This window comes from uncultured Clostridium sp. (assembly GCF_900547735.1).
GTDB lineage: Bacteria > Bacillota > Clostridia > Lachnospirales > Lachnospiraceae > Otoolea.
The window spans coordinates 23939-43697 of sequence record NZ_URHZ01000044.1; the positions used below are offsets into that span (position 1 = coordinate 23939).

14 protein-coding genes are annotated in these 19759 nt (G+C 50.0%); 11 read left to right on the forward strand and 3 right to left on the reverse strand.

The annotated features are described in order from the left end of the window. Window positions 1-18 precede the first annotated feature (18 nt). The 7 genes from QZT18_RS14350 (at window position 19) to QZT18_RS14380 (ending at window position 8396) form a co-directional block, all read left to right on the forward strand. Complete coding sequence (locus tag QZT18_RS14350) at window positions 19-984, forward strand: D-2-hydroxyacid dehydrogenase (RefSeq protein WP_294148681.1); 966 nt, start codon at window positions 19-21, stop codon at window positions 982-984. A 152-nt stretch (window positions 985-1136) separates the two neighbouring features. After that, window positions 1137-2048: a LysR family transcriptional regulator gene (locus QZT18_RS14355; protein WP_294148682.1), complete on the forward strand. Its 912-nt coding sequence runs from the start codon at window positions 1137-1139 to the stop codon at window positions 2046-2048. Between the two features lie 376 nt (window positions 2049-2424). Then, entirely contained in the window at window positions 2425-3504 is a 1080-nt protein-coding gene (locus QZT18_RS14360; protein ID WP_294148683.1) for a TAXI family TRAP transporter solute-binding subunit, read from the forward strand. Between the two features lie 97 nt (window positions 3505-3601). Further along, window positions 3602-5506, forward strand: a complete 1905-nt coding sequence (locus tag QZT18_RS14365; protein WP_294148684.1) for a TRAP transporter permease — start codon at window positions 3602-3604, stop codon at window positions 5504-5506. A 173-nt stretch (window positions 5507-5679) separates the two neighbouring features. Beyond that, window positions 5680-6642 carry an NAD(P)-dependent oxidoreductase gene (locus tag QZT18_RS14370; protein WP_294148685.1) on the forward strand — a complete coding sequence of 321 codons (963 nt, stop codon included), beginning with the start codon at window positions 5680-5682 and terminating at the stop codon, window positions 6640-6642. Window positions 6643-6671: 29 nt separating this feature from the next. After that, on the forward strand, window positions 6672-7532 hold the full coding sequence (panB, locus tag QZT18_RS14375) for a 3-methyl-2-oxobutanoate hydroxymethyltransferase (protein ID WP_294148686.1): 861 nt from the start codon (window positions 6672-6674) through the stop codon (window positions 7530-7532). Beyond that, a complete protein-coding gene (locus QZT18_RS14380) occupies window positions 7533-8396 on the forward strand; it encodes a bifunctional 5,10-methylenetetrahydrofolate dehydrogenase/5,10-methenyltetrahydrofolate cyclohydrolase (protein WP_294148687.1) in 864 nt (287 codons plus the stop codon). A gap of 211 nt (window positions 8397-8607) precedes the next feature. Here the strand turns inward: QZT18_RS14380 and QZT18_RS14385 are convergent, their stop codons facing one another. The 3 genes from QZT18_RS14385 to QZT18_RS14395 all read right to left on the reverse strand — a co-directional run bounded on the left by QZT18_RS14385 (window position 8608) and on the right by QZT18_RS14395 (window position 10501). After that, window positions 8608-9153 carry an NADH peroxidase gene (locus tag QZT18_RS14385; RefSeq protein WP_294148688.1) on the reverse strand — a complete coding sequence of 182 codons (546 nt, stop codon included), beginning with the start codon at window positions 9151-9153 and terminating at the stop codon, window positions 8608-8610. 154 nt (window positions 9154-9307) lie between these two features. Continuing rightward, the gene (locus QZT18_RS14390) at window positions 9308-9703 is read right to left on the reverse strand and encodes a transcriptional repressor (RefSeq protein ID WP_294148689.1); all 396 of its coding nucleotides are present in this window, start codon (window positions 9701-9703) and stop codon (window positions 9308-9310) included. 117 nt (window positions 9704-9820) lie between these two features. Beyond that, a complete protein-coding gene (locus QZT18_RS14395) occupies window positions 9821-10501 on the reverse strand; it encodes a TIGR00266 family protein (RefSeq protein ID WP_294148690.1) in 681 nt (226 codons plus the stop codon). A gap of 433 nt (window positions 10502-10934) precedes the next feature. On the opposite strand from QZT18_RS14395, the gene QZT18_RS14400 reads away from it, so the two are divergent. Genes QZT18_RS14400 through QZT18_RS14415 form a run of 4 tightly spaced genes read left to right on the forward strand, consistent with a single transcriptional unit; the run spans window position 10935 to window position 19639 of the window. Continuing rightward, complete coding sequence (locus QZT18_RS14400; RefSeq protein ID WP_294148691.1) at window positions 10935-15782, forward strand: nicotinate-nicotinamide nucleotide adenylyltransferase; 4848 nt, start codon at window positions 10935-10937, stop codon at window positions 15780-15782. An 18-nt stretch (window positions 15783-15800) separates the two neighbouring features. After that, window positions 15801-17051, forward strand: a complete 1251-nt coding sequence (locus QZT18_RS14405; RefSeq protein ID WP_294148692.1) for a lactate dehydrogenase — start codon at window positions 15801-15803, stop codon at window positions 17049-17051. Between the two features lie 45 nt (window positions 17052-17096). Continuing rightward, window positions 17097-18194: a flavodoxin family protein gene (locus tag QZT18_RS14410; RefSeq protein ID WP_294148693.1), complete on the forward strand. Its 1098-nt coding sequence runs from the start codon at window positions 17097-17099 to the stop codon at window positions 18192-18194. Beyond that, entirely contained in the window at window positions 18191-19639 is a 1449-nt protein-coding gene (locus QZT18_RS14415) for a phosphatidylserine/phosphatidylglycerophosphate/cardiolipin synthase family protein (RefSeq protein ID WP_294148694.1), read from the forward strand. Before QZT18_RS14410 ends, QZT18_RS14415 begins: the two co-directional genes overlap by 4 nt. Window positions 19640-19759 lie beyond the last annotated feature (120 nt).

Genomic DNA, 19759 nt, shown 5'->3' on the forward strand with positions numbered 1-19759 from the left:
GTAGAAAGGAAGAGAGCAATGAAAATTGTTATATTAGACGGATATGTAAAGAATCCCGGTGATTTAAGCTGGAAGCGTTTTGAAGAGCTGGGTGAATTAAGGATTTATGACAGGACTCCAGTCGATGATACGGATATGATTATTGAGAGGATAGGAGATGCGGAGGCGGTGCTGGTATCCAATGTGCCGTTAACCGGGAAGGTAATTGAAAGCTGTCCTTCCATCCGCTACATCGGTTTATTGTCAACCGGGTATGACGGGATAGATATTACCGCGGCCAGGGAGAAGAATATTCCTGTCTGCAATATCCCGACCTATGGGACCAACTCGGTTTCCCAGTTTACCATCGCTCTGCTGCTGGAGATTTGCAGCCGCGTCGGCCACCACGGAGACGCCGTGAAGGAGGGAAGATGGGGGAATCAGCCGGATTTCTGCTTCTGGGATTACCCGCTCATTGAGCTGTCGGGGAAAACCATGGGTGTTGTGGGCTTTGGACGGATTGGCCAGAGGACAGCCGCCATCGCCGCCGCACTGGGAATGAAGATTCTCTATAATGACGGTTTCAGGAAGCCGGAACTGGAGACAGAGAACGTGAAGTTTGCGGAGCGGGAAGAACTGTTCCGGGAATCCGATGTCATCGCTCTCCACTGTCCGTTATTCCCGGACACCAGGGGAATGGTCAACAGGGAGACAATCGCAGGAATGAAGGACGGAGTCATTCTGCTGAACAGTTCCAGAGGAGCCCTCATTGTGGACGAAGACCTCGCCGAAGCGCTGAACAGTGGAAAAGTGTATGCAGCTGGCCTGGATGTCGTTTCGGAGGAACCGGTTTCCATGGAGAATCCTCTGCTTTCCGCGCAAAACTGCATCATCACCCCGCATATTGCGTGGGCGGCAAAAGAGAGCAGAGCAAGACTTCTGGAAATAGCGGCTGATAATCTGGCATCTTATGTGGCCGGAAAGCCGGTAAATCAGGTGAATTAAGAAAAGAGCGGTAATAAAGAAAAGAGCAGTAATAAAGAAAAGAGCATCAATTAATAAAAGAGGAGCAATATGGCCAAAAGCCGTTTGCTCCTTTATTGAAGGCGGTGATCTGACCGGGGAGTGTGCGGTTAACATTTGGGGAGGTGGTTTGGATGGATATAAAAGTTCTTAAATATTTTGTACAGGTTGCCCGGGATCAGAGTTATACGCGGGCGGCGGAGCACCTGTATCTGTCCCAGCCGGCATTGAGCAAGCTGATAAAGAAACTGGAGCGGGAACTGAAAGTGCCGCTTTTCAGGGTTCAAAAGAGCGGAGTTTATCTGACGGACTATGGGGAGCAATTTTATCAGCGTGTTGTGCCGATCATTGCGGAGTTTGACTCACTGTCCGCCTTTGTGGAGACAATGCATTCGGCGCCGGTTGGGAAACTGAAACTGGGTGTTACCCCGATGATAGCATCTCTTTATGTGGTTGACATTGTGACGAATTTTAACAGACAGTGGCCGGATATTGAATTGCAGCTGATAGAGGACGGGAGCCGGAGGCTGAGAAAGATGCTCCTCGACGGCAGTCTGGATCTGGCCCTTGGAATTACAGGGGAATCTTTTCCGGAACTCGAGGATACCGTCCTGTTTGAGGACGAGATGGTCGTGATTGCATCCGTAGAAAATCCGCTGTCCCGGTATCCGAGCGTCACATTCGAACAACTGGAGCATCAGAAATTTAACCTTTATACGTATTCATCCGCTTTGTCCCAGCAGATTACGGAACGCTGTGTGAAGGCCGGATTCATCCCAAAAGTGAACATATCCAGCTCCAAGGTCAACTTTATGCTTCAGATGACGGAGTGCGACAGGGGAATCTGCATCCTGCCGCGTCCCTATGCAGTACAGAGTCATTTAAGTCCCGGGGTGACAATTATTCCCTTAAAGGAGAGATTCCCGTGGGTGGGAACTCTGATGCAGAATAAAAATACATACAAAACCTATATTATTAAGCTGTTTGAGCGGTTTGTAGTGCAGTATTTTGAGCAGAGAAGACAGCAGCAGGAAACAGACGGATAAAGGATAAAAGATAAAAGGAAAAGAATAGATGGAGCTTCCGGGCAATGACGGCCGGAGGCTCTTTTTTTAATATCATAGGAAAGTGCTCCTATGATATTAAAAGCCCTTCGGGCAGGATGCGCACTCGCGCGAAGATGTAATATGCCGCTATGCGGCCGCGCTCGGCGCGAGAGTCTGGCGAGCCGGACTCTTTCTTCTACCATAACCGGTGCTTTCCCGGTTCAGACGTGTATTTATAGACTTATGACAAAAAGTTATAGTTCAAATGATTTATAGATCGTGTACTTATAAGACATTGTAATATATGATTTAACTACATAAATAATTTTGGCTTATTTTGGTGAGTCAGGCAAACGCTATAAGGAGGGGAAATTACATGAAAAAAACAGGTACTCGGATTTTTATGTTAACCATTTTGGCAGCAATGCTCGGCGGGTTAAGCGGCTGTGGGGGATCGGGAAGCGCTTCGTCGGCGAAACCCGATACGGAAGCTTCAAAACAATCTGCGGGGGAACAGGGGGCGTCTGGGGAGACAACGCTTGAAAAGACGGATTTGACATGGGGAACCGGCACTCTGGGTGGCACGATTCAGTTAATGGGGACAGCGTGCGCTTCCGTTATGCAGGAGAAGATACCGAATATGACCGTCACGGTACAGGCGACAGGCGGATCCATTGAGAATTGCCGTCTGCTGTCTTCCGGTGACATTAACATTGGACATACCACACAGATGTATGACGCCTATGTGGGGCAGGGGCCATTTGCGGAGGATGGAGCCAATGATAAAATTCTTGCGCTGATGGATTTGTATGATGTGGAGAGTGTGGCGATTGTGCTTGATAAGAGCAGCATCCAGTCGCTGGAAGATTTGCAGGGAAAGACCATAGTTCTGGGACCTTCCGGTTCCGGAATTGCATCGATGGCCACGGCGCTTATGTCGGCCTACGGCTATGACGACAGCAACTGTAAGATGCTCAATCTGGCCAATGATCAGGCTGTGGACGCACTGAAGGACGGAACCGTGGACATGATTTGGGGTTTCTGCAGCGCGAAAGTGCCCGCATCCTATCTGGAATCCCTTTATACCACGGTTGACTGCCGGGCGCTTCCTCAGGATCCGGAAAAAATTGAACTAGCCTGCAGCAAGAGCAAGGACTTCTTCCAGTCCGTCATTGCGGGCGGGACGCTGCCATTCGTGGAAGCAGATTATGTTAATATGGCTGCTCCGGCAGAGCAGTTTGCTTCTGCGGCGATGAGCGAGGAAGTCGCCTATACATTTGTTAAAACAATCTGTGAAAATGTAGATTCACTGGAGAGCTACTATGCCCCGGCAAAATGCATTACCGCCGAAAACGCACTTCACGGCCTGCCCAAAGAAGTACCGCTCCATCCGGGCGCTGCGAAATATTTTAAAGAGGCGGGTGTATGGGATGACGCTTATACGATCGGCCAGTAAAAAGAGAGTCAGGTAAAGGAACCATATTATAACGGGAAACCCGGACCGCCGGACAGGATGTCCGGGTTTTTCATCAGATAAAAGAAAGGAATTTTGCATGGAAAACAAAATAAGCAAAATTGCAGGTAAGATCTTTCCTGTTGCGGCTTTTGCTATGAGTGTTTACCATCTCTGGCAGGTGATGATACCGACCATGGATCCCACCAAGCATATGGATATCCACCTTGCTTTTGCACTGGCGCTGGTATTTTTGAGCGCAATGACAATCAAAGACGATAAGAATCCGCGCCGTGTGTATTTGTCACAAATAGCAAGCATCTGTTTTTTAATAATGGCTCTTGTTTCCACAGCCTATATCTTTGTAAACTTTGAAGCTCTGCTGAACAGGGCGGGCAGGTATACGGGAATGGACACCATCATCGGACTGCTTATGATTCTGGCTGTTCTGGAGGCCACGCGGCGTACCTACGGGCTGCTCCTGCCGGGACTGGTTGTCATTTCCCTGCTGTACGGCCACTTTGGAAAATTTCTGCCGGGACTTTTTCATCACGGCGGATATAGCTGGCCGAGACTGATTGCCAGCGTTACCACATATCTGTATGGAATTTTCGGAACGGTTCTGAATGTTTCGGCCACCTATATTGTCCTGTTTATGATTTTTGGAGGCCTGCTGGAATCCAGCGGCGCGGGACAGTTCTTTATTAATATTGCAATTGCCATCGGCGGAAAAACACGTTCCGGCGCGGCGCAGGCAGCGGTAATCGGAAGCGGCCTGGTTGGTTCCATCAACGGAAGCGCCGTGGCAAACGTGGCATCCACCGGCACATTTACAATCCCAATGATGAAGGACAGGGGATATGAACCGCATTACGCGGGCGCCATCGAGTCGGTCGCATCGACAGGCGGCATGATTATGCCTCCCGTCATGGGAGTCGGAGCTTTCATTATGGCCGGGATTATCGGAGTTCCCTACGCCAAGATTGCACTCTGCGCACTGCCGGCGGCGCTTATGTACTATGTAACAACGGGAATTTCCGTACATATGCGCGCTCTGCGCTGCGGATTCAAACCGCTTCCGGATGAAATGATTCCGGATAAGAAGAAGCTGATGAAAGAGGATGGAATCTTCTTTCTCCCGCTGCTGGCAATTATAGTCCTTTTGATTTCAGGAACCTCGGTAATGCGAAGCGCATTTCTGGGCTGTGTGATACTGGTCATCTGCTATGCGGTGAAACATTCCCTGCACAATCCGAAATTTATTTTCACCCGCCAATTCTGGGGATTTTTATATAACGGTCTGGTAAGCGGGGCCAAAAGCGCCATGACGGTTGCGGCGGCCTGTGCGGCGATGGGAATTGTCACACAGATCTTCGTTATGACGGGTCTTGCCATGAACATTGTATTCTTTATTAAAACACTTTCCGGCAGTGTGGGCCTGGTTGCACTGATTCTGACCATGGCGGTGACGATCCTGTTCGGTATGGGGGTCCCGACAACGGCCGCTTATGTCCTGGTGGCATCCCTTGCCGGCAGCGTACTGGTGGAACTGGGATTTGACAAGCTTGCCATCCACCTTTTCATTTATTATTATGCGGCTCTGGCAAACATCACGCCGCCGGTCGCCAGCGCAGCCCTAGTCGCTTCAAAGATTGCCAAGGCGGACTACTTTAAGACCTCGGTCACGGCCACAAGACTGGGACTTCCCGGATTTATACTGCCGTTTATGTTCGTATACCATCAGGAACTGCTGCTGCAGGGAAATGTATTTTCGATTGTTTCTATCATATTCTCCAGCTTTGTAGGCCTGTTCTGTATGTGCGCCTGCTTTGAAGGATTTGTGTTCCGCAAACTGAATCCTCTGGAACGGATACTGATGGCAGTCTGCGCAGTCTGCGGCATCTGGCCGGGAATTAAGACCGATCTTATCTGCTATGCGATATTCATTGTGGTGATAGGCGGCCAGTATATGCAGAGCCGGAAACTGAAGAGAGCGGCGGGATGAGATGACAGATGATCCGGATAATAGGTATTTAAGGCAATCGATGATTGAGATGACAAAAGGCGAAACGATAAACGGCGAAATAGGAGAGAAACAAGTCATTGACTACTGATGATGTTGTTGATTGATGAACCAATCTATGAATTTGAATAAACACAGAAAGGAGTTGTTATAGAATGAGAGCATTAATTATTGACCGGGTTTCCGAGGTGATCGCCTCAGGGCTGCGCGAACGCGGAGTAGAGGTGGATATTAAAATCCTGCCGTCCGTGGAGGAACTGAAAGAACTGCTCCCGGATTACGACCTTTTGATTATGCGCGTTGATCCGAAAATAGGCAGGGAGGTTCTGGATGCGGCGGCAAAGCGGGTTAAGATGATAGCGGTTTGCTCAACGGGAACGAATCATATCGACCTGGGATATGCGGCACAACTGGGAATCCGTATTCTGAATGCGCCGGGAATCAACTGCAATGCGGTGGCGGAGCTGACAATATCAAAAATGCTTGATTTATCCCGTTTCACGATGGAAGGGGACAGAGAGGTACAGGAGGAACGCATCTGGAACAAATACAAGTACACAGGCCATGAACTGAAAGGCCATGTACTCGGCCTTGTGGGTCTTGGAAAAATCGGAAGCCGGGTTGCCCATCTGGCGCAGGCCTTTGACATGAAGGTGTTAGCCTACGATCCCTATGTGGATGCGGCGGCAATGGAGGAAAAGGGGGTTACCAAAATGGAAACGCTGGGAGAACTCTGCGCCGCCTCCGATTACATAAGCGCCCACACACCGCTGACTGACGAGACGCGTGGAATGATCTCGACGGAAGAATTTGAGCAGATGAGAGATGGAACAATCCTGATTAACTGCGCCAGGGGCGGAGTTGTGGATGAATCTGCGGCCAAAGCAGCTTTGACAAGCGGCCGGCTTGCCGGTTTCAGCACGGATGTGCTGGAAAATGAGCTGGCTGGAAAAGGATTGGGCGACAATGCAAAACTGGAATCCGACCTGTTTGGTTCAAAGGGATTTACCGTCAGCCCGCATATCGGCGGCAGTACCCATGAGGCATACGACGGGATAGGGGAACACATCCTGAGCGGGGTGGTGGAATTCTATGGGCTGGATGACAAGGTAAAATAATCAAACACAAAATAAGGAGGAGTACTGGAATGGAAGCTAGAAAAAAGGTGACGCTGAGTTATATTCTGGAGAAGAAGGAAAAGGGGGAGAAGCTGGCAAGAACGGCGCTCTATGATTATCCGATGGCCGTATTAGCGGAGGAAGCCGGAATTGAGATTATCAATATGGGCGATTCCATTGCAACCGTTATGCTGGGGCATAAAACGACAAATGAGGCGGATTTGAATATTATGATTGAGCACGCAAAGGCAGTGCGCGCAGGGACGCCGAGTGCATTTATCATGGGAGATATGCCGTTTCTTTCCTATCAGATCAGCGATGAGGAAGCCATCAGAAACGCCGGACGCTATATCCGTGAGGCAGGCATGGACTGCGTAAAAGTTGAGGGAGGCATGGAAATCGCCCATACCGTTGCGGCGCTGACAAAGGCGGGTATCCCTGTCATTGCCCATACGGGATTGACCCCGCAGAAGGCGCTTCAGCAGGGTGGATATAAAACCCAGGGACGCGACATGATGGCAGCGGTTGAGCTGATAAAAGAAGTAAAGGCATTTGAGGAGGCGGGAGCCATTGCAATCGTGGTGGAAGCGGTTCCGGCCGAGGTCGCCAAGATTATTTATGAGCGCAGCAACATCCCGATTCTGGGAACAGGATGCGGACCTTACAGTGACAGCCCGATGATTAATTTCTATGATTTACTGGGCTTCTATGAGAAAAATGCGAAGTTTGCCAAAAAATATGCTGATGTAAGAGGCATAATCCTGGATGCGGCAGGCCGTTTTGTAGATGAGTGCCACGACGGCACGTACCCGGCCCCGGAGCACTGCTATAAGATGAAAGCGGGCGAGGAAGAAAAACTTCAGGAACTTTTGAAAGAGCAGGGAATTTAGATGGCATTTCTGTTAAGAGGAGAACCGGTCGCGGAAAATGTGCGCCGGAGAATCGGGAGAAAATGCGAAATTCTGCAGAAAAGGGGAGTAAATCCCACCCTTGGAATTGTGCGGGTCGGCAGCAGGGGAGACGACATTGCCTATGAGCGGGGAGCAATGAAACAGGCGCAAAAGCTGGGAATAAAGGTAAAGCAGATTACGCTTTCAGAAGAAATTTCTGGAGAGGAACTGTGCCGGGTACTGCAAGAAATCAACGCTGATTCCGATATTCACGGCTGTCTGATATTCCGCCCGCTGCCAAACCGGTTAAATGAGGCGGAAATGCTGGAGATTCTCAAACCGGAGAAAGATGTGGACGTCATAACGGCAGCCTCTATGGGCAGGATGGTCACGGGGGCGGATAACGAATACGCTCCCTGCACGGCGGCGGCCTGTCTGGAACTTCTGAAGTATTATCAGATCCCTCTGAAGGGCAGAAGAGTAACCGTAGTAGGCAAAGGAATCAATGTAGGCCTCGCTATTTCCCTGCTATTACTGAATGAAGAAGCGACAGTATCCGTTTGCCATATATTTACGGCCCCGGAGGAAGTAAAACGTCTCTGCAGGGAAGCGGATGTGCTTGTATCCGCGGCGGGATGCGCCGGATTGATCGGAGCGGAACATGTGCGGCCGGGTCAGGTTGTGATCGATGTGGGTGTAAATATGGGAAACGATGGAAAGACGTGCGGCGATGCGGATTTTAATACGGTTGAGCCGATAGTCGAAGCTATTACACCGGTTCCCGGCGGCGTTGGAGCCGTTACATCCTGCATCCTGATGGAGCATGTGGCAGATGCGGCTCTCCGGGAAACAGAGGCTCCTTAGAAGATGCCTGAATATAGTTCCCCTGCACTAAATTTTATATAACAACGGAAAGCACGCTTCGCGGACTTTTCATTGCCACTCAATAAAAAAGTCTCAGAGCCCGGCAGGTAAACCGGTGTACTCTGAGACTTCTTTAATATTTAAATGGTGGAGGAGTATTTCACTTTATAAATTGCAAGTTGTTTATAGTTATTGCGCTGTGGTGCAAAAATTATTTAGCAAAGTATCTTTTTAACAGACCTTCAAATGCTTTGCCGTGACGAGCCTCGTCTCTGGCCATTTCATGAACTGTGTCATGGATTGCGTCAAGGTTGGCAGCTTTTGCACGTTTTGCAAGGTCAAACTTACCTGCTGTAGCGCCGTTCTCAGCTTCTACACGCATCTCAAGGTTTTTCTTTGTACTGTCTGTTACTACTTCGCCGAGTAACTCTGCAAATTTAGCAGCATGCTCAGCCTCTTCGTAAGCAGCTTTTTCCCAGTATAAACCAATCTCAGGATAACCTTCTCTATGAGCAACTCTTGCCATTGCAAGATACATACCAACTTCTTTACATTCGCCTTCGTAGTTAGCTCTTAAGTCCATCATGATATCTTCGCTTGCGCCCTGTGCTACGCCTACTACGTGCTCAGCGGCCCAACCCATATCTGCTGCCTGCTCTTTGAATTTCTCAGCCGGTGCATTACATACTGGACATTTCTCCGGAGCTGCTTCACCTTCATGAACATAACCACATACCATACATACAAATTTCTTCATCGTTAATCTCTCCTTTTCTTTACATATATTAATATTAATTTAATTGATGTTGTGTCTATCAGTAATCAAAATCAATAATGATAATGATTACTGATATTAAGATACCACAACTTGTTTCATCTGTCAATACAGATTTTAAAGATTTTTAAAAATATTACTGGCCGGATGCAGAAGAGCAGTCACCGCAGGTACCATAGAAGAAAATAGTGTGATCTTCAATCGTTCCATTAACATGTCTGCCTGCCTCTTCCTCCAGTCCCTTTGCCGCATTCATAGAGATATCCATGATTTTTCCGCACTGTTTACATACGAAGTGGTAATGAGGGGAGGTGTCATAATCGAAGTGGTCAGTTCCATCCCCACAGGAAAACTTGCGTATTTCGCCTAAATCCACCAGGAGATTCAGATTCCGGTACACGGTACCAAGACTGATATTGGGAAACTGTTCCCGGATGCAGGTGTATAAGGCGTCAGCGGTAGGATGATCCTTACGCCCCATCAGGCAGGTTTTAATGGATTCCCTTTGGCGGCTGTACTTGAGTGTTTTCATAAGCAGCCTTTCTTATTGTGATATTAATAATAGTTACTGTTTATATTATGATGCATTCAAGTAGATTTGTCAAATGTTTTTTATTGTTTTACCTTTATCGGCATCCTCATTTTCTCCTTAATTACTGGAGTGAGGCATATACTGATACATGCACATAGCAGTCTTAGAAACCGGCATAGTCTGTAAAATAATATGACCTGGCCCCGTAATCACGGTATTAAAAAAGCCTTCGCCGCCAAACAGCATATTTTTTGCCCCCTTTACGGCCTGCAAATCGATGGAGCAGGTTTCGGTCATGGCGGCAAGATAACCGGTATCAATAATCATCTTCTGGCCTGGCGCAAGATCATATTCCACCGCGGCCCCGTCAATTTCAAGGAACGCAGTACCCTGACCGGACAGCTTCTGCATGATAAAACCCTCACCTCCAAAGAAACCGGCGCCGGCTTTCTTCTGGAAGAAAACAGAGAGGTCAACCCCTGCTTCAGCCGCCAGAAACCCTGCTTTCTGTACAACCAGTGCAGAACCGGGAGTAATATCAACAGCTCTGATAGAACCGGGGAACGAAGAAGCAAACGCGATCATCCCGTTACCGCCGCGGGCCGTATAGACATTCTGAAACATATTCTCACCCGAGAACATCCGCCCAAACATCTTCCCAATCCCACCCCCGGAAGTATTCATCTCCATATTAGGACTCATCCAGCACATAGCCCCGCTCTCATTAAACATAGACTCCCCATTCTCCAGCGAACAGATAACAACAGGAAGATTCCCACCCTTAATTTCATACTGCATAAAAGACCTCCTTATAATATGTAAAGATAATAAAAAGTTAGAAATAAAAGCATACTGACATTATAACAGAAAAAGGGAAAGGAAGAGAGAAATTAAGGAAATGGTAAAAAAGTGTTAGTAAAAGCCGCAAAAAGAAAAAAACTGGATTGGGGAGGGGGGAGGTGGTATAATGTACGCGTAAGCAAAGAGCAGGGCCACCAAATATCCAAGACACAATTTGTCTGGGAGCCAGCTCACAAGCAAATTGTGTCTTGGATATTTGGTGATAGGGCGAATGCCCGTGAGTGAGATGGAGCGAAGCGGAATCGAACTCCCCTGCGGAGTAGAGGAACGCATCCTCCCCACAGCGTCCCTGGGCCCCGCCCCAGGCAGCATTCCCCCTCATCCCCCCCCACGCTTACCCCCCCAATCCCACCCCAAGGAGGATCCCCGAATGAGCAAAAAACAAATCCGTCAAATCATCACCGATTTAACCGAACGGCTGTGCCGAAAAGAATTCCTGGAGGAATCAGGACTCAGCAAGAAAAACATTCTGATGTTAATGAATAAAGAACACTGGGAGGAGCAGCTCACGCGTCTCATCCCGATAAAAAAGCGGGTTTCCTGCCGCACGGTATACGAAATCTGTGAGGAGCCCCTTGCGCTCTTAGGACGCGAACCCGAAGAGGGCTGGATGAAATTCACTTATCAGTATGTCTGCCACATTCTTTATCCCGATGAGGCATTCACGGAAGCCACGGGCAGATTCTCGGCCGGGGCCTTATTCTACCTGGAAGTTCTCCAATATTTTTTTAATATGGAGCGGGAGGTAATTCCCTTTGATTCCCTCTATGACTTTGGCTTCCTGAGTGATGAAGAAGCGCATAAATTTGAATCATTCGAGGAATATATCCGGTTTAAAAATACATTTGCCAAAGAATATATCTACGAAATGATGCGTCTGAATGCGGAGGTAACTCCGTTCAGAACGCTGGAACATATTGCAGGAGTCCACTATGTGGCCATGACGGTCGGACGGGGACTTGCCGAAGCGGGGCTGCCAATCGATTTGACACTGACCTCGGGAGCGGCCGCAGGCCACGACCTCGGCAAATTTGGCTGTAAACCTAACGAGCGTGTGCCCTATCTTCACTATTATTATACAAACCAGTGGTTCAACAATCACTCCATGGAGTATACCGGTCATATCGCGGCCAACCATTCCACCTGGGATCTGGAGCCGGAGAACCTGTCGGCGGAATCCCTGGTTTTAATCTACTCCGACTTCCGGGTCAAACAGAGCCGTGGGGAAGACGGACGGGAGATTACCTATATCTCCAGTCTGGATGAGGCGTTTAACGTCATCCTCTCCAAGCTGGACAACGTGGATGAGGCAAAACTGAACCGTTACCGTTTCGTCTACTCCAAGCTGCATGACTTTGAGGACTACATGCGCTCCCTGGGAGTAGATGTAAACCTCGACGGCCATCCGCAGAAACGCGCCGCCCTTCCCGATATTTCACTCAGAAATACGGAGCAGACGATAGAATCCCTCGTATTTATGGGAATTGAACACAATATCGAGATCATGCACCGCATGGCTGCGGAGCGGCAGTTCGGAAACCTGCTGGAGGCTGCCAGAAGCGAAAAAAGCTGGAAGAATATACGTGCGTACCTGAACATTTTTGAAGAGTACTTTACCTATACAAACGACAAGCAGAAAGAGCAGACATTGGGATTCCTCTATGAACTCCTGATGCACAGGGAGGGAGATATCAGGGCTCAGGCGGCGAAGCTTCTCGGCCATGTCATTGCTCAGTTCAACGCCGGATACAGGAAAGAGCGGCCGGCCGATATGCCGGATATCGCCGAAGCCAGGGTGATGGAACTGTGGAATGAGTATCTGGAAATGATCATCCGTCCGGATCACAAGCTCACCGTACAGCAGAAACGCCGTATCCGCTATAACCTGAAGGTGGTCCTGGATTCAATTGTAGAATATGCGGGCGCCGCGGACTTCCATCATTTTCTCCGGTCATTTTTAAAGTGGTATGAGAGGGGAGAGGAGCTGGAACCGGGGGAGGCCTTTGTCCTTCTCGACACGGTGCACTTTATGCCGTTTGAACAGTTTAACGAGGAAGAGCTGGGCCGCGTCGGAAACTTTGCGGTTTACGAGGCCGGGGCGGACGAACTGGAGGTCCGGATTGCCGCGTGGAGGGCATTTAAGCTGATTACGGCATACCAGCCCTCCCATCCATGCTGTGAGGCGATCGCGGAGTGCGTGCTGAACGCGACCGTGGAAGGAAATATTACAATGACATTCCTTCAGTACCGCGTTTTAAACAATCTGGGCTACGATACGGAACTTCAGCAGAAAGAGCTTTACGAGCGGGACGTGGTTTCCGATATTTTCCTGGATAACCTGAAGACGTCCACACCGTGGATTATCAAGGCGGTTAACATAAAACTGCTGGTAGATCAGATAGACCACGGGAAATATGAGCACATTCTTCACATTGCCGCCCATTTTTCCAACCTGATCAAAGTCAGCGAGCACGTTGTCGTGCGCCACGATGCGGGCCAGGCGCTTTTGCGGATTATCGAACTTCTGACACCGGATCAGAGGAACGAAATTTCCGTCGAGCTGGTGAAAGGCCTGGAGGTGGGAGAATATGAATTCTCCAAATACATTCCACGCTATCTGGGAGAGTCGGCCCTGTGGCTGCCGCCCGAGCAGCTTGATGAGATCCTGGTGTATTTGAGCAGCCTGATGGCCAGCCCCAACGACAGAATCGTATCGGTGGCCCTCGACACGGTGGGGATTCTGCTGGAATGCTATCCGTGCTACAGGGAGCGGTTTAAGGATGAGCCGGAGCGCTGGGAGCGGCGTCGGAGAAGGTTCCTCGGCATGCTCTTAAACGGACTTGCCAACTACAGGGAAACAGTGCGACAGGAGGCCCTGCTTGTAATCGGCCAGACCGTGTTTGGGTCCAACCGCCTTACATGCAGTGAGAAGAATGAGATTTTCTCTCTCTGTTTCAGAAAACTGCTGTTCCTGCTGAATGAAAATAAAGGGGATGAACTGACCGCATTTTACCGCGCGGCAGCCCTGTCCAATATCTGCCGTTTTATTACGGCATACCGCCTGAATGAAGGGGAGTTTCAAATTGAGGAGAGAAATGCGGTGGCGTTTTTTCCGGGAACCTTTGACCCCTTTACGCTGTCACACAAAGAGATTGTCCGCGAAATCAGAAATATGGGCTACGAGGTGTATCTGGCCGTGGATGAATTCTCCTGGTCCAAGAAAGCGCAGCCCCACCTGATCCGCCGCCAGATTGTCAATATGTCGGTGGCAGACGAATTCCATGTCAACCTGTTCCCGGACGATATTCCGGTCAACATTGCAAACCCGGCGGACTTAAAGCGGCTGAAAGAAGTGTTTTCAGGCAGGGAGGTCTATATTGTCGCAGGCAGCGATGTGATCGCCAATGCATCTTCTTATAAAAAGAAACCCTGTGAACACTCCATCCACACGATGAACCACATTGCTTTCCGGCGTGTCGGCGACAAGCGTTCGGACAATAAATTTAACAGAAAGATGATGGAATCCATCACCGGCAAGGTCTATGAACTGGAACTGCCGGAGCATTTAGAGGATATCAGCTCCACGAAAATCAGGGAAAATATCGATATGAACCGCGATATTTCCAACCTGATCGATCCCTCTGTCCAGGAATACATCTATTATAACGGCCTGTATTTACGGGAACCGGAGTACAAACCGATTATCCGGGCCAGGGCCATTGCCTTTGAGGAAGTAAAGGAGCCGGAGGAAGCGCTGTTAGAAGAAATCTCGGAGCGTATCCTGAAGGAAGAGGATCACAGGGAACAGCTTATGGAATCGATCCGGATTTCCGGGGATCACCTGCTGCTTCTGAGAAATACCGTGGACGACAACAGGCTGGTGGGCGTGGCAAGGTTCCGCTCCCTGGCGCCGGATGAGCTGTTTACGGTGCTTAAAAAGGTGGATCTGGCAGATTTGGTCCGCCGCCACACATCGGGGGAAATTCTCCTGATATCGGGAATCCATGTGGAAAAGGATCCGATGATATACGATGCGGAACAGCTTCTGCTGGCGGAAGTGATTGCCCGTTCCCTGCCGCTGCGGTGCGGCTACGCCCTGTTTTTCCCGTATGAGGGACACTGCCCGGAGCGTGTGCTCTCGGCCATCGAGCGTCAGGGCTTTGTGAAAGCGCCCGAGTTCCAGGAGGATGCGCCGCTGTTCCTGGTGGATATGCATGCGCCCCTTCTGCTGATGCAGAACCTGGAGACGACCTTAAAGGAACCGTTTTCCAGTAATCCGCGCGTGCTGAAGGCAATCTACAAGGCACACCAGGACTTACAGATGACAATGACCGGATTTTATCCCGGGCAGCTCGTGCTGTCGCTTTCGGCCAGCCTGATTTACCACCGTCTGGTGGATATGATTACCTCCCTGAATGCAGTTCCGAGGGAGCCGGTGGTTCCAAGGAGTCTGGGCGAGGCCATGTGCGTGCCGTTCGGAAAAATCTTAAGGGGAAAGGTCATCCCGAATACGGTGACGAAAACGCTCCATACGGATAAGGTTTTCTCCCCGGATTTGAAAGAGGATGCAATTGAAGCGTTCCCTTACTATTCACCGTTAACCAGCCAGATCAGGGGAATCAAGTCATTTGACCGCCCGGTTATCCTGGTAGATGATCTGCTGCACCGCGGAGGCCGTTTTGAGGCGCTGGAGCCGATGCTAAACGAGGCGCAGGTAGAGATAAAAAAAATCATTCTGGGTGTGATATCCGGATATGGCCGGGATACGCTGGCAACAAAAGGCGTGGAGGCGGACAGCGTTTATTTTGTGCCGAACCTCAAATTCTGGTTTGTGGAATCCACGCTCTATCCGTTTATCGGAGGCGATACGGTGCGCCGCGATACCGTGCAGGTGGCGGGGCTTACGCCTTCCATCAACCTGATCCTGCCGTATGCCGTCCCGCCGCTTAAGGACTGCAGCAGCGAATCACTGTTTGAATTTTCCGCCTGCTGTATCAGGAACGCGCGGGATATCCTGCTGGTCCTGGAGGCGGAGTACCGGGATCAGTTTGCAAGAAACCTGACTCTGAGCCGCCTGTCGGAAGCGGTAATCCTTCCGCTCTGCCCGGATAAGGGAGACTGCGTAAGCTATGACCCGAACCTGGCCGCGTCCGTCTATCTGGAAAATGATCTCCAGATGCTTTACCGGACGAAGAAAGCCATAGGGCGGGAATTATAATAATAAGGAGGAGACAGAATGTATTATTATAAAATTGAGGGACAGCTCTGCTGTTCACTGGAGAAAGACCTGTCCTATGAGAAGGCGGAGAAACCGGAGGAAGTTACTTCCCTGATTTATCTGTTCGACAGGGAGCCGGGAAGCTGCCGGGCATCCTTCCGGGTAAATGATCCGGCCATGCTGTTTGCAGAGAGTGAGAATGTTTCCTGGCTGAGCAGCGTGAAACTGGCCGAAGCCGCAGAGGGAAAAGAAGTGGATGAAACGATCCGGGAAGTGATACGGGCCGGAAAGATGCGCGCCGTAAACATGCGTCATCCCCAATTTGCAGAGATTGTGAAGGAAAAGCAGGAAGGCGGCAAAAAGCGCGTCAACGTGCTTGCCATCGGTGATGTGGGCAGCACGCTCCTCACAGGACTTCATCTGCTGGGAGGCGATGTGATAAGCTCCATCGGAATCTGTGATATTTCCGATAAAGTGACGGCGAGGTGGGAATTTGAAGAAAACCAGATTGCTTATCCGTGGGATTACGATGCTCTTCCGGAGATTGACATCGTAAAGCCGGAGGATCTTTTCAAATGTGATGTCTTCGTATTTGTGGCCTCCAAGGGAATTCCTCCCGTTGGCTCCGGTGTCAAGGACGTGAGAATGTACCAGTTTGAAAATAATTCAAAGATCGTCGCCCAGTACGCAAAGCAGGCCAGGGCGGAACATTTTAAAGGGTTGTTTGCCGTGGTTTCCGATCCGGTGGATCCTCTTGCCAAGACGGCATGGCTGGAGAGCAATAAGGATGAAAACGGAGTTCTGGATCATCAGGGCCTCCGTCCGGAACAGGTCCACGGATTCGGTCTGGGTGTAATGAACGCCCGCGCCGCTTACTATGCAAAGCGCGATGAGAGGTTCAAACAATTCCTGACGGAAGGACGCTCCTTCGGCCCCCACGGCCAGGATCTGGTGGTTGCGGATTCCATTGAAAACTACAATGACGAACTGTCAAAAGAACTGACCGAACTGACTGTGACGGCAAACCTTCATATGAGAGCCATCGGTTTTAAGCCGTTCATTGCACCGGCATATTCTTCGGGGGCAATCTCTCTTGTCCTGATGATGCGCGGCGCCTGGCACTGCGGCTCCGTTTTCCTCGGCGGCGTCTATATGGGAGTGAAAAACAGGTACACCGCATCCGGGCTTGAGACGGAAGTGCTCCCTCTGCCGGAAGAACTTTACAGGAGAATCGTACTGGCCGAGGATAATTTGAAGAAAATTGTATAACCTGACATTGATAAACGAATTCCCGTGAGAAAGGAAGCGGTTTTTTTGAACAGTTCAGATATAACAGTGATTAAGCTTCACGGAGAATCCGGCGAGGAGTCCGGACGGCTTAAAGAGGTGCTTTTGGCCGCGCTTGACGGACTTAAGGTCCATTTTATCCACAGCGCGGACGAGATGGGATATTTTACGGATAAGACGGCGCAGCACGGCACAAAACGCCTGCTGTTTGCCGTCTGTCTCGGAAAAACGGGCATCAACCCGGAGTATTACAGGGTGCTACGCTTCCTCAGGGAGAACCCGGAAAGCCTGGATGGCTGGACAGGAGGCGTTGTCATGGACGGCGACAGCGACCTTTACACCAAATCGGTGGCCAGAGAACTTACCTTTACCGCAAACTGCTGTGGCTGTACCTTTGTGGGACGTCCTCTGGTGGAGGGGACAAAAACGCTGTCCAATTTCACCATCGTAGCCGGCAACATGGAAACGGATCTGAAAACCGCATACAAAAAAAGCGTTGAAATCCTCGTGCATGAAATCATGGAATTTGACAGGCCCCTGTCGGACCGGCCCAATCTCCTGGTTCTTCATGCATCGAGCCACCAGACTTCCAACACATTTGCACTCTGGAATGCGGTCAGGGAACGGCTGGACGGTTTTGACATTACGGAAATCGGACTGAGAAACGGAACACTTTCCGACTGTTCCGGCTGTCCGTACAAAATGTGCCTTCACTTTGGTGAGAAGGGAAGCTGCTTTTACGGCGGAATCATCGCGGAGGATGTCTATCCGGCGGTTAAAAAAGCGGATGCCATCGTAATGCTGTGCCCTAACTACAATGACGCCCTGTCCGCCAACCTGACGGCATTTATCAACCGGCTGACGGCTTTATTCCGAACGACGCGGTTTTATGACAAGGCGCTGTTCGGGATTGTGGTTTCGGGTTATTCCGGAAGCGATATTGTGGCGGAGCAGTTGATTGCCGCCCTCAATATGAATAAAACCTTTTATCTTCCTGGAAATTTTGCAATGCTGGAGACAGCCAACAACGCGGGCACCGCAATGAAACTTCCAGGTATTGAAGAGAGAATTGAGCAGTTTGCAGCAAATATTACAAAAACACTGAAAAAAGAGGCAGCAGAATGAAATACCGCAAAAAGGGACGGCTCTGGCTTCTTCCTCTGCTGATCATCCTGTATCTGGCCGTCGGGGCCGTAGTTCCATTCCTCACTTATAAGGAAGTGGAGGAAGGAACGGCGCTGCTTCCGGGACTTGAGGCAATGGTGAGCGGAGAAGATGCAAAAACCGGGTTTTCCGACCGCGCCATGATACTGGAGACGAATGCAAGCGCCTGGGAGGAACGGCTTCGTCTGATGGATCAGGCGAAAGAGCGGATTATACTCTCAACCTTTGATATGAGGGACGGAGAGAGCACGAAAGATCTGCTTGCCCTGATCCTTGAGAAAGCCGACCAGGGAGTCCAGGTACAAATCCTGGTCGACGGATTTTCCGGTCTGGTCAGGATGACGGGAAGGAGCCTGTTTCAGGCCGTCGGCTCCCATCCCAATATTGAAATACGCCACTATAACCCTATTAATCTCCTGGAACCCTGGAAAACCCAGGGACGGATGCATGACAAATATGTGATTGTGGATGACATCGGGTATATTTTGGGCGGCCGCAACTCATTCGATTATTTTATCGGGACCTACGGCACGGAGCATGAGAGCCTCGACCGGGAGGTGCTTGTCTATAATCCCGCCCACGGAACCGGAGAAGGAAACGAGAGCTCTTTGTATGAAGTTGAGAAATATTTTGAGGGTGTCTGGAACCTGGACGTGACTAAGCCCTTTGCCGACAGCGAAAAGCCGGCAGAAAAAAAGAGTGTGTCGGATGACCGGGAAATGCTGAGGGAGAGGATGAAGATCCTCAGGAAAGACAATCCGCAAATATTTGAACAGACTGATTATAATGAGCGCACCGTTGAAACAGAGGGAATCTGCCTTGTGTCCAACCCCACAGGAATATATGGGAAGGCTCCCATGGTATTCTATCAGCTCACAAAGCTTATGGAGGCCAAGGGGGAGGCGACCGCCATCCACACTCCCTATCTTGTATGCAATACATATATGGAGAAACGTCTCAAAGAAGTAAACGGGGCGGTCCCCAATATGAAAATTGTCTTCAACTCAGTGGAAAATGGGGACAACTTTTTTGCATCCAGCGATTATCTGTACCGGAAAAAGTCCCTGATTGCCATGGGCATCCCGCTCTATGAGTATGACGGGGGAATTTCGACCCATGGAAAGTCCTTCACACTGGGGGAGGATATTGCGGCGGTCGGTTCCTACAATTTTGACCTGAGGAGTACCTATCTCGACACGGAGCTGATGCTGGTTATCAAGAGTAAAGACCTGACAAAGGAACTGAACGGGAATCTTGATGCCATTGAGAAAGGGTGCCGCAAGGTGATCGATGAGACGGAGTATGAGGTTCCATCCGGTATCACGGTGGCGGAGATTCCGGGCTGGAAAAAGCTTGCGATGAAGGTGACAGGGATTTTGATGGCGCCGTTTCGGTTTCTTATTTAAGGGGGATTAGTTGAGGAAGGAGAACGCCGCCGGTTACGGCTGGGGCGGGATGGTGAGAGGGAGGGTGTGAGTCTTCAGTCCCGGTTTGTAGGTTGTCGCGGGTGGGGAATCCGGGCAGAA

Bases quoted from the DNA above. Each gene is read 5' to 3' on its own strand.
- panB (WP_294148686.1), top strand. From the start codon at position 6,672: ATGGAAGCTAGAAAAAAGGTGACGCTGAGTTATATTCTGGAGAAGAAG.
- QZT18_RS14390 (WP_294148689.1), bottom strand. From the start codon at position 9,703: ATGAAAACACTCAAGTACAGCCGCCAAAGGGAATCCATTAAAACCTGC.
- QZT18_RS14365 (WP_294148684.1), top strand. From the start codon at position 3,602: ATGGAAAACAAAATAAGCAAAATTGCAGGTAAGATCTTTCCTGTTGCG.
- QZT18_RS14360 (WP_294148683.1), top strand. From the start codon at position 2,425: ATGAAAAAAACAGGTACTCGGATTTTTATGTTAACCATTTTGGCAGCA.
- QZT18_RS14395 (WP_294148690.1), bottom strand. From the start codon at position 10,501: ATGCAGTATGAAATTAAGGGTGGGAATCTTCCTGTTGTTATCTGTTCG.
- QZT18_RS14355 (WP_294148682.1), top strand. From the start codon at position 1,137: ATGGATATAAAAGTTCTTAAATATTTTGTACAGGTTGCCCGGGATCAG.
- QZT18_RS14415 (WP_294148694.1), top strand. From the start codon at position 18,191: ATGAAATACCGCAAAAAGGGACGGCTCTGGCTTCTTCCTCTGCTGATC.
- QZT18_RS14370 (WP_294148685.1), top strand. From the start codon at position 5,680: ATGAGAGCATTAATTATTGACCGGGTTTCCGAGGTGATCGCCTCAGGG.
- QZT18_RS14405 (WP_294148692.1), top strand. From the start codon at position 15,801: ATGTATTATTATAAAATTGAGGGACAGCTCTGCTGTTCACTGGAGAAA.
- QZT18_RS14380 (WP_294148687.1), top strand. From the start codon at position 7,533: ATGGCATTTCTGTTAAGAGGAGAACCGGTCGCGGAAAATGTGCGCCGG.
- QZT18_RS14350 (WP_294148681.1), top strand. From the start codon at position 19: ATGAAAATTGTTATATTAGACGGATATGTAAAGAATCCCGGTGATTTA.
- QZT18_RS14400 (WP_294148691.1), top strand. From the start codon at position 10,935: ATGAGCAAAAAACAAATCCGTCAAATCATCACCGATTTAACCGAACGG.
- QZT18_RS14385 (WP_294148688.1), bottom strand. From the start codon at position 9,153: ATGAAGAAATTTGTATGTATGGTATGTGGTTATGTTCATGAAGGTGAA.